Origin of the sequence: Macromonas bipunctata (genome assembly GCF_002837135.1) — a bacterium.
Taxonomy (GTDB): Bacteria; Pseudomonadota; Gammaproteobacteria; order Burkholderiales; family Burkholderiaceae_C; genus Macromonas_A; species Macromonas_A bipunctata.
Genome location: NZ_NWBQ01000099.1, coordinates 1 through 8,413, shown reverse-complemented (window position 1 = coordinate 8,413; position 8,413 = coordinate 1). Strand labels below are relative to the sequence as shown.

Below are 8,413 nucleotides of genomic sequence, written 5' to 3'. Positions count from 1 at the left end.
GCGGGGCTATCCCCGCCAGCAGTCCGAAAGGTAGGGCGGGTTTGCGAATAAGGGAATGGACGTGCAGCGAATGCGGAGCGGTACACGACCGCGACGTGAACGCGGCCAAAAACATTCTCGCGGCGGGGCATCGCCGTCTGGCAGCAGGAATCCCCGTCCTTTAGGGCGGGGAGGATGTCAACTGGTTCTTGTGCCGGACGGTGCCCAGCTCCAGAAACGCGAACCCGGCGTGCATGGCCAGCACCATGATGCCGCCCAGCAGAATGAACAGGACGTCGGTGCCCTGGTGCAGTGTTTCCATGCTTGTCCTCAACGGTGCGTGAAGCGTGTGATGATGTTCCAAAACTGTGCCACTGGGGGCGCTTGGGCACTCAGGCAAGCATACAGCGTGCCAAAGCGGTGCAAGCTGGGCAGCGGCCCCCCAACAGGGTTTCTATCATCGTTTTTGTAATGAGTAACTGAATTTTTATTGCTTCCTGCGGGGGGTCTTTTCTTTGATGATGGCGGTCAACAGCAACCCGTTTCAGGAAGAAAAACATGTCTCTGTTCTCTCGTCGTTCATCGGTTCAAGCCCTGGCCGCCGCTGCGCTGGTGGTGTCGGGCTGGGCCTCGGCACAAGCGCAGCCGGTGCAGTTGCTCAACGTATCCTACGACCCGACCCGTGAGTTGTACGTGGAGTACAACGCCGCGTTTGCCCAACACTGGAAGGCCAAGACGGGCCAGGACGTGAGCATCAAGCAGTCGCACGGTGGTTCGGGCAAACAGGCGCGCGGCATCATTGACGGTTTGCAAGCCGATGTGGCCACGCTGGCGCTGGCCGGTGACACCGACGCGCTGCACGCCAACGGCGGCTGGATTCCGAAGGATTGGCAAAAACGCCTGCCGCACAACAGCTCGCCGTACACCTCCACCATCGTGCTGGTGGTGCGGGCGGGCAACCCCAAGGGCATCAAGGACTGGGACGATCTGGTCAAGCCCGGTATCAAGGTGATTACGCCCAATCCCAAGACTTCGGGCGGTGCGCGCTGGAACTATTTGGCCGCTTGGGAGTTTGCCAAGCGCAAGTACGGTGGTGAGCCGAAGGCCAAGGACTTTGTGAGCAAGTTGTACCGCAATGTGCCGGTGTTGGACACCGGGGCGCGTGGTTCGTCCATCACCTTTGCGCAGCGCAACCAGGGCGATGTGTTCATCAGTTGGGAAAACGAAGCCTACCTGCTGGAAAAGGAATTTGGGGCCAAATTTGACGTGGTATATCCCTCTATCAGCATTCTGGCCGAGCCAGCGGTGACGGTGGTGGACAAGAACGTGGACAAAAAAGGCACCCGTGCCGTAGCCCAGGCTTATCTGGAGTACCTCTACAGCGACGAAGGCCAGGACATTGCGGGCAAGCATTTCTACCGCCCGATTTCGGCCAAGGCGCAGGCCAAGTACGCCAAGCAGTTTCCCAAGCTCAACCTGTTCACCATCGACCAGGCCTTTGGCGGTTGGGCCCAAGCCACCCAAGCGCATTTTGCCGATGGTGCCAACTTTGACCAAATTTACACCGCCAAATGAATTTGCAACAACTGCGCTCCGTGCGCGAAGCCGAACGTTGTGGCTTCAACCTGACCGAAGTGGCGGCCCGGCTGCACACCTCGCAACCCGGGGTCAGCCGCCAGGTGCGCGAGTTGGAAGATGAGCTGGGTGTGGAACTGTTCGAGCGCGCGGGCAAGCGTTTTCTGGGGCTGACCAGCGCGGGCAAGGCGTTGATGCCCATCATCGAGCGGCTGTTGCTGGACGCGGACAGCTTGCGCCGCGCCGGGCAGGAATTGCAAGGCCGCGAAGAAGGCACCTTGACGATTGCCGCCACGCACTCGCAGGCCCGTTACGCTTTGCCGCACGCGGTGCGCGATTTTCGCCAGCGTTATCCGCGCGTGACGTTGCACTTGCACCAAGGTTCGCCTAAACAGGTGGCCGAGATGCTGATTTCTGGCGAGGCCGACATTGGCGTGGCCACAGAAGCCTTGGCTACCTACGACCAGCTCGTTACGCTGCCGTGCTACCACTGGAGCCACAGCGTGGTGGTGCCGCCAGAACACCCGTTGCTCCAACTGCAAGCGCCAGTGACGTTGCGCGACTTGATTGCCTACCCCATCATTACCTATGAGAAGGGCTACACCGGGCGCTCGCACATCGACCAGGCGTTTGCCGCCGTGGGTTTGCAGCCCGATGTGGTGTTGACCGCGATGGACGCCGACGTGATCAAGACCTATGTAGAGCTGGAAATGGGGGTGGGCATTGTGGCCTCCATCGCGATGGATGAAGAGCGCGACCGCCATTTGCGTGCCATCGACGTGGGGCACCTGTTCCCCATCAACGTGACCCGCTTGGGGATACGCCGCAGCCACTGGTTGCCGGGGTTTGCCTATGGCTTCATGGAGACTTTTGTGCCCACCCTGACGCGCGATGTGGTGTTGGAGGAGTTGAACCGGGCGGTGGGCAGCCGCTTGGCGTGAGGTGGGGCGGTGGCGTAGGCAGTGGAAATGCGTCTTGTATCAACGCGGTTGTTGTTGGTCCAGCCACCACAAAACGGCAAACACGGGCACGAACACCAGGAAGGTGTGTTGCAGGCCCCAAATGTGGCCGACGCAGCCGCCTACCAGCCCGCCCAACATGGCCCCCAGCGGGCCAGCCACGGCGTTCAAGCTGGCCATGCGGCCCAGCCCCAATTCTGTGCCCAGTTGCGACATTTGGCCCAAAACCCGAACCTCCAGCACGCTCAGGCCCAGACCCAACAGTGCCCCGCCCAGCCACAAGCTGGCCAAGTGTTGGCCGAATGCCAATGTGCCGGTGGCCAGCAACACCAGCGTCACCCCGATGCCCAGCGTGCGCGTGCCCCAACGCTCGACCCAAGCGCCCAGCCCCAGCAAACCGACAATGAAGGTGCAGCCTTGCACTGCCACCAGCGAACTGGCCTGCGTCAGTGGAATCTGGAGCTGGTGTACTGCAATCACAACAATGAAGAAGGCGTAGTACATGTTCAGACTTTGGATGCCGGCTTCCAGCAAACCCAAGTAACGCGCTTGGCGGTGCCGAAAGATGCCCCACACCTTATTCGGGCCGGGGGTGGAAGTGCCGCCGCGTGCAAGGGGTTGTGCCGGGGTGGGCAATGGGTGGTGCAATACCCGTTGCGATAAGCCAATGGTGAGAAAAAACATCAACGCCACGCACCAGAAGCTGCCTGCGTGACCCACGTTTTGAATCACCACCGCCGTCAACAGTGGCCCCAGCAAAAACATGCCCGACATGTGCGCCGCCCGTTGCCAACCGGCGTTGCGCTCCCCAATGTGTTGCAACATGGCCATGAAGATCATTTGCAGCGACACAAAGCGGGTGGGCATGACCAGCCCGGTCAGCGCCGTCATGCCCAATAAGAAAGCGGTGTGTGGTACCAGTGGCAGCACCAAGTACATCACCCCACCCAACAAACTGCCCAGCATGAACAGCCGCCGTGGGCCAAAGCGTTCCACCCACCCGCCCATGGGCAAGGCGGTACACAAAATGCCCACGCTTTGTGCGGCAGCAATGGCCCCCAGCCACCACCCGGTGGCCCCCAGTTGTACCGCATACAGGCTGGTGGTGACTTTGGCCAGCCCCACGCTGATGCCCATGAACAGGGACAGCGTGGCGAATGCGATCAGGAACCGGTGGCGGGCCAGCCAAGTGGCAGCGAAGGTCATGCTGGGTGTTCAGGTTCAAGCCGCTTTGGCTTGTGCCGCGTTGGCTTGGCTGTAACGGCTGACCGGGCGTGCCAGACCCAGGTTTTCGCGCAAGGTGGTGCCTTCGTAGGCGGTGCGGAACAAACCGCGCTTTTGCAGCTCAGGCACCACCAGATCGACAAACTCGTTGAGCGATTGCGGCAGCACCGGCGGCATGACGTTGAAACCGTCGCACGCACCGTTTTCAAACCAAGTTTGTATCTGGTCGGCAATGCTTTGCGGGGTGCCGACCACCACCCAGTGTCCACGCGCTCCAGCCAAATACTGGTAGAGCTGGCGCACGGTGTAGCCTTCGCGCTTGGCCAGTGTGATGACGACGTGCAAGCGGCTGTCGATGCCACGGGGCAGGTCGGGGTAGTAGGGCGGGGGTGCGTCCAAGTCCCACTGTGTCAAATCCTCGTTGGGCCAGAATTTTTGCAGCGTGGCCAGCCCCACCGACGGGTGAATCAGGTTTTGCAACTCGGCCCATTTGGCTTGTGCTTCTTCCTCGGTGCGGCCAATCACGGTGCTGATGCCGGGCATGACCACCAGTTCCTCGGGGCGACGGCCATATTTGGCCATGCGGCTTTTCACGTCTTGGTAGAAGGCCTGCGCTTCGGCCAGACTGGTCCACGCGGTGAAGATGGCTTCGGCGGTGGCGGCGGCCAGTTCTTTGCCGTCTTCCGAGGAGCCCGCTTGCACAATGACCGGGTAGCCTTGCGGTGGGCGCTCCACGTTCAGCGGCCCCTTGACCTTGAGGTACTTGCCCACGTGGTTGAGGGTGTGCAGTTTGTCGGGATCAAAGTACACGCCCGAGGCCTTGTCGCGCACAAACGCGTCGTCGTCCCAGCTGTCCCACAGGCCTTTGACCACATCGACAAATTCGTGCGCGCGCTCGTAGCGGGTGGCCGGATCGGGGTGGGCATCCAGCCCAAAGTTGCCATGCACTTTCTCGGCGCTGGTGGTGACCACGTTCCATGCCGCACGGCCTTTGCTGATGTGGTCCAGCGAGGCGAACTTGCGCGCCAGCAGGTACGGGTCTTCGTAGGTGGTGGAGGCTGTGGCCACAAATCCGATGTGTTTTGTGACCGCCGACAGTGCGGCCCACAGTGTCACGGGTTCAAAGTGCGACATACGCCCTTGACGGCTGAACGCTTCTTGGCTGCCAGTGAATTCCACGCCGGGGCTGTCGGCCACAAACACTTGATCAAACAGCCCGCGCTCGGCGGTTTGGGCCAGTTCGATGTAGTGGTCGATGTTGATGCCGCCATCGGCTTGTGCGCCGGGGTGCCGCCAGGCGGCAATGTGGTGGCCGGTGGGCATCAAAAAGGCACCCAGACGCAGTTTGCGGTTCGACATGGTGGGGGTTCTCCGTGGTGTGTGGTGGGGTCAGAAGGTTTGGTCGGTGGTGATGGTGATGCGGTGCAGCTTGCGGTGTGTCGGAAAGTAGTCGCCCACCGCGTAGTGCTGGGTGGAGCGGTTGTCCCACACGGCCAGCGTGCCGGGTGCCCAGCGCAGGCGGGCCTGGAATTCGGGCACGCGGGCCAGTTCGAACAACTGGGTCAGCAGCGCATCGCTTTGGGCGCGTGGCAAACCTTTGATGTGGCTGGTGAAGGTGGAGTTGACGTAGAGGATTTTTTTGCCGGTCACGGGGTGGGTGCGCACCACGGGGTGTTCCACCGGCGGGTACTTGGCACGTGCTTCGCGCAGTTGTTCGCCGCTGGCATCTTTGTGGAGCAGGTACTCGGTCCAGCCGCTGATTTCCCAGGTGTGGACGGCGGTCAGGGTTTCCAGGTACGCCTGAAACGCCGGTGGCAGGCTGGCGTAGGCGGCGGTGAGGCTGGCCCACAAGGTGTCGCCGCCGCTGGCCGGAATCACTTGCGCGTACAGGCTGGTGCCCAGTGGCGGTTGTTCGCGCCAGGTGATGTCGGCATGCCAGTTGTTGGCGGCTTTGGGACGTTCGGCGGTGCTTTCGACGATTTCAATCTCCGGGTGCTCGGCCAGCCGTGGAAAGAAGGCCTTGACCTCGGCCACACCGCCAAAGGTGCGGGTGAAGGCCACTTGCTGTTCGGGGGTCAAGTCTTGGTCGCGGAAGAACAGCACCTCGTGCTGGGCCAGTGCGTGGCGCAGTTCGGTTTGGGTCGCTTCGTCCAAAGGCTGGCGCAAGTCCAGGCCGTGGACGACGGCCCCAATGGTGGGGGTGTAAGGCTCAACGCCAAAACGGGTGTAAGGCAGGGTGGGATCGTTCAGTTGTGACATGACAAGGCTCCTGAAAAAATACGGCAATCCAAAACGGATGTCTGCAATGTAGGCCGTGGTTGGAATGGATACAACGAAGCAATAGGTATGTGGTTATCTGAAAAACGCATGAATTATTTTTTGTCCAGTGAATGTTGCGTGGTTGTTCAAGCAGCGGTTTATTTGTTTTGGTAATGTGTTTGCTGCCTAAACACATTTGTGATTTGTTTATCCGTTTTGATTCGTTCCGGTGACAAGCGTTGCCCTTTACAGTGCATCCATTCAATCAATCACACGGGATGCACAACATGAAACTGTCCAAACTTCTTTCCATCACCGCCCTGGCTTGGGGCGTGACCAGCTTGTTGCCACTGCAAGCGCAGTCGGCGGAACCGCTCAAAACCATCCGCATTGGCATTGCCACCGGGGGCGTGGGCAGCAACCCGGTGCGCCACGGCGGTACTTCCACCGCACTGGCCTACACCGATGGCGTGCTGGAGCAGGAATTTAAAAAAGAGGGTGTCAAAATTGAATGGACGTTTTTTAAAGGGGCTGGCCCAGCGGTGAACGAGGCGCTGGTCAACAAACAACTGGATTTTGCGTGGCAGGGGGATTTGCCATCAATTGTTCATCGATCCAGTGGTGTTAAAACCAAAATCATTTTGGGCAGTGGGGTGCGCACAGGGTTGTATTTGGCGGTGCAGCCCAATTCCGATATTCAGACAATTGAGGATCTGAAAGACAAAAAGGTGGCGGTGTTTAAAGGCACCAATTTGCATTTGGCCACCGCCCGCGCTTTGGCCGACAAAGGTTTGCAAGAGCGCGACCTGAAACTCATCAACCTCGATTTGCCCAGCGCCAACACCGCTTTGGCCAACAAGGACATTGATGCCACTTTTGGTTACGTGGGCCTGTTCGATTTGCGCGACAAAGGGCTGGCCAAGGTGATTTGGTCCGCCGGGGCTGACAACTACAAATACACCCGCCAAACCGCGTTGTTGGTGACGGACGACTTCGCCGCCAAGCACCCGCAAGCAGTGCAGCGGGTGGTGACGGCCATCGTCAAAACCGCACACCAGTATTCCGATGAAAACAAGCGTGCCGACCTGTTTGCCGCTTGGGGCAAAACCGAATACCCGGAAAAAGTGTGGCGCGAAGACTTTGTAGGGCAGCCGCTGCGGGTGCGCCTGTCGCCGTTGCTCGATCCGTTCTTGGTGGCGCGCTATCAGGACGCGGCCAACGAGGCGTATGCGCTGAAATTGATCCGCAAAAAGCCCGAAGTCGCTTCGTGGTTTGACCGCAGTTACCTCAATGTGGCGCTCAAGGAGCTGAAGCAAGAAACCTATTGGCCCGCTTACGCCGCCGACGGCAAGTTGCTGGCCCGCTGACGGCGGGTGGCAGGGCGCTGCATGCCTGAACGGAGGACAAGATGGAACTCAAATCATTGGAAGCGGTAGGGGTGGGCGCTGGAGGTAGTGGTGCTGTCATAGCGTCGTCTATCCCGCCGCCGACCACCACCACGCGCCAGGGGGGCGGCGGGCAGGGGCGGTATCTGCAATGGCTGTGGGCTTGGCCGTTTCCGCTGCTGTTGCTGGCGTTGTGGCAGTGGTCGGCGGTGCAGGGTTGGGTGCCTGAGCAGGTGCTGCCCCCGCCCGCCGTGGTGTGGGACACCTTTGCCGGTTTGGCCGCCAGCGGTGAGTTGTGGGATCACCTGGGCATCAGCTTGGTGCGGGTGTTCACAGGTTTTGCGATTGGACTGGGGTTGGGCTGGTTGCTGGGCGCTGCGATGGGCTTGTCCACCACCTTGCGCGATTACGTGTTCCCGCTGTTCAAGGCGTTCAGTCAGGTGCCCACCATCGGCTGGTTGCCTTTGTTGATGCTGGTGGTGGGCATTGACGAATCGTTGAAGTATTTGCTGATTGCCAAAGCGGCGCTGGTGCCGGTGGCCATCAATACTTGCCAAGGCATACAGGGCGTGCCCAACCGTTTTGTGGAGGTGGCCCGTGTGTACGGTCTCACGCGCTGGCAGTTGTTGACCAAGGTGGTGTTGCCGGCGGCCACGGCCCAAATTTGGAACGGTGTGCGCTACGGCCTGACCCACGCCTGGCTGGCGCTGGTGGTGGTGGAGCTGTTGGCCTCGTCGGAAGGCATTGGTTTTTTGATTGTGTACGGGCGGCAGCTGTTCCAGCTTGATGTGGTGTTGGCGGTGGGCTTGGTGGGTTTGCTGCTGGATCAAGTACTGGTACGCACCGAAGTGTGGTTGTTGCGCTGGCGCAAGCCGGGGCTGTGAAGGGAGTGCAGAACATGTCGGATTTCAACCCTAGCCCGGATATTTCACCGCAATCCGTAGAAACGAGGACGGCATTGCCCTTGAAATGCCCGAACATCGAGGTATCGAATCTGGATGAGAGGACGGGCAATGCCGAAACCAAACTGTA

At 60.1% G+C, this 8,413-nt stretch carries 9 protein-coding genes and 1 pseudogene; 5 read left to right on the top strand and 5 right to left on the bottom strand.

Going from position 1 to position 8,413, the window contains the following annotated elements; all coding sequences use genetic code 11:
• Positions 1-41: 41 nt before the first annotated feature.
• Positions 42-164: a zinc ribbon domain-containing protein gene (locus CON76_RS12370; protein ID WP_420812950.1), complete on the top strand. Its 123-nt coding sequence runs from the start codon at positions 42-44 to the stop codon at positions 162-164.
• Positions 165-172: 8 nt separating this feature from the next.
• Here CON76_RS12370 and CON76_RS12365 read toward each other — a convergent pair.
• A pseudogene (locus CON76_RS12365) lies at positions 173-301 on the bottom strand (ammonium transporter); the annotation flags it as partial.
• Between the two features lie 70 nt (positions 302-371).
• Positions 372-539: a hypothetical protein gene (locus CON76_RS13220; RefSeq protein WP_169929063.1), complete on the bottom strand. Its 168-nt coding sequence runs from the start codon at positions 537-539 to the stop codon at positions 372-374.
• Between CON76_RS13220 and CON76_RS12360 the strand changes: the two genes are divergently transcribed.
• Entirely contained in the window at positions 538-1,554 is a 1,017-nt protein-coding gene (locus tag CON76_RS12360) for a sulfate ABC transporter substrate-binding protein (RefSeq protein WP_101103750.1), read from the top strand. The genes CON76_RS13220 and CON76_RS12360 overlap by 2 nt on opposite strands.
• Complete coding sequence (locus tag CON76_RS12355; RefSeq protein WP_101103748.1) at positions 1,551-2,495, top strand: CysB family HTH-type transcriptional regulator; 945 nt, start codon at positions 1,551-1,553, stop codon at positions 2,493-2,495. Before CON76_RS12360 ends, CON76_RS12355 begins: the two co-directional genes overlap by 4 nt.
• Positions 2,496-2,534: 39 nt before the next feature.
• Here the strand turns inward: CON76_RS12355 and CON76_RS12350 are convergent, their stop codons facing one another.
• From CON76_RS12350 to CON76_RS12340, 3 genes are read right to left on the bottom strand one after another with little or no spacing between them, the layout of a single operon-like run.
• Positions 2,535-3,719, bottom strand: coding sequence for an MFS transporter (locus tag CON76_RS12350; RefSeq protein WP_101103746.1), 1,185 nt, complete (start codon positions 3,717-3,719; stop codon positions 2,535-2,537).
• 15 nt (positions 3,720-3,734) lie between these two features.
• The gene (locus tag CON76_RS12345; protein ID WP_101103744.1) at positions 3,735-5,096 is read right to left on the bottom strand and encodes an LLM class flavin-dependent oxidoreductase; all 1,362 of its coding nucleotides are present in this window, start codon (positions 5,094-5,096) and stop codon (positions 3,735-3,737) included.
• A 30-nt stretch (positions 5,097-5,126) separates the two neighbouring features.
• Positions 5,127-5,996, bottom strand: a complete 870-nt coding sequence (locus tag CON76_RS12340) for a TauD/TfdA dioxygenase family protein (protein WP_101103742.1) — start codon at positions 5,994-5,996, stop codon at positions 5,127-5,129.
• Between the two features lie 287 nt (positions 5,997-6,283).
• On the opposite strand from CON76_RS12340, the gene CON76_RS12335 reads away from it, so the two are divergent.
• Together CON76_RS12335 and CON76_RS12330 are read left to right on the top strand one after the other, a co-directional pair.
• Positions 6,284-7,363: an aliphatic sulfonate ABC transporter substrate-binding protein gene (locus tag CON76_RS12335; RefSeq protein ID WP_101103752.1), complete on the top strand. Its 1,080-nt coding sequence runs from the start codon at positions 6,284-6,286 to the stop codon at positions 7,361-7,363.
• Positions 7,364-7,404: 41 nt separating this feature from the next.
• A complete protein-coding gene (locus CON76_RS12330) occupies positions 7,405-8,265 on the top strand; it encodes an ABC transporter permease (protein WP_101103740.1) in 861 nt (286 codons plus the stop codon).
• Positions 8,266-8,413 lie beyond the last annotated feature (148 nt).

What these genes read in the sequence shown, in the direction of transcription:
- CON76_RS12335 (WP_101103752.1), top strand. Translation starts at nt 6,284, where the DNA reads ATGAAACTGTCCAAACTTCTTTCCATCACCGCCCTGGCTTGGGGCGTG.
- CON76_RS12355 (WP_101103748.1), top strand. Translation starts at nt 1,551, where the DNA reads ATGAATTTGCAACAACTGCGCTCCGTGCGCGAAGCCGAACGTTGTGGC.
- CON76_RS12360 (WP_101103750.1), top strand. Translation starts at nt 538, where the DNA reads ATGTCTCTGTTCTCTCGTCGTTCATCGGTTCAAGCCCTGGCCGCCGCT.
- CON76_RS13220 (WP_169929063.1), bottom strand. Translation starts at nt 539, where the DNA reads ATGTTTTTCTTCCTGAAACGGGTTGCTGTTGACCGCCATCATCAAAGA.
- CON76_RS12330 (WP_101103740.1), top strand. Translation starts at nt 7,405, where the DNA reads ATGGAACTCAAATCATTGGAAGCGGTAGGGGTGGGCGCTGGAGGTAGT.
- CON76_RS12345 (WP_101103744.1), bottom strand. Translation starts at nt 5,096, where the DNA reads ATGTCGAACCGCAAACTGCGTCTGGGTGCCTTTTTGATGCCCACCGGC.
- CON76_RS12340 (WP_101103742.1), bottom strand. Translation starts at nt 5,996, where the DNA reads ATGTCACAACTGAACGATCCCACCCTGCCTTACACCCGTTTTGGCGTT.
- CON76_RS12350 (WP_101103746.1), bottom strand. Translation starts at nt 3,719, where the DNA reads ATGACCTTCGCTGCCACTTGGCTGGCCCGCCACCGGTTCCTGATCGCA.